The following is an 820-nucleotide window of genomic DNA, read 5'->3' as shown; positions in this document are numbered from 1 at the left end:
GTTTCCGGCTTGGTTTCCGGCTTGGTTTCCGGCTCGGTCTCGGGCTTGGTTTCAGCTGCCTGCTCCGCCTTCACAGCGTCTTTCGCAGCCTGCTCGGTTTCCTCCGCCTTGGCGATAGCCTTGTCTGCCGCAGTCTTAGCGGCCTCGGCCGCCGCCACAGCCGCATCAGATGTCGTTGCTGCCTGAGCCTTGCCAGCCTCGGCACTCGCGTTGGCTGCTTCCTGCTCTGCCGCTTCGAGGTTCTTCTTCAGCTCAGCCTTCTTCGCCTTATCCTTAACCTTGTTGATCTCCTCCTCAGCCTTGGTCACCGCAGCCGCCGCGCGCTCCGCATGGCCCTTCGCTGACTCCTGCGCTGCCGCCAACGCAGCAGCCTCGGCTGCCGCGGAATCACGCTCTTCCTTAACTACCGCAGATGCAGCGGCCTTGAGCTCTTCGGCGCCTTCGACCACCGAATCTGCCGCGGACTTGGCCGCTGCCGCTTCAGTTTTCGCCTGCTCACCAGTTCGAGCTTCCTTTGCGGCCTTCGCAGCATCTCGTGCAGCTTCAACCTTCTTTGCAAGAGCATCTGCCTTTGCCTGCAGCTCGGCCTTCTTCTCAGAGTCCTTGACCTTGGCAATTTCCTCCTTGGCGGCCTCCAGCGCCGCCTCCGCCCGAGCTACGTCGGCCTCAGACTTCCCGACAGCGTTCTCACGCTCAGTAATGGATTCCTGGGATTCGAAATCAACCTTGAGGTCAAGGAGTGCGTCCTCGTACTCGATCGGCTCGTAGAAGCCGATCAAGACCTTCTTGGCGCCCTCCTCGGTGAGCGTTGTTTTCACGC

General features: G+C 61.2%; 1 pseudogene. It reads right to left on the bottom strand.

The window, feature by feature from the left end:
* Positions 1-820, bottom strand: a pseudogene (locus HMPREF2736_RS12420) (hypothetical protein); the annotation flags it as partial.

The organism is Corynebacterium sp. HMSC036E10 (genome assembly GCF_001836265.1).
GTDB classification, from domain to species: domain Bacteria; phylum Actinomycetota; class Actinomycetes; order Mycobacteriales; family Mycobacteriaceae; genus Corynebacterium; species Corynebacterium coyleae.
Note: the sequence above shows the minus strand (reverse complement) of the source record. Positions and strands in the feature narration are given on the sequence as shown.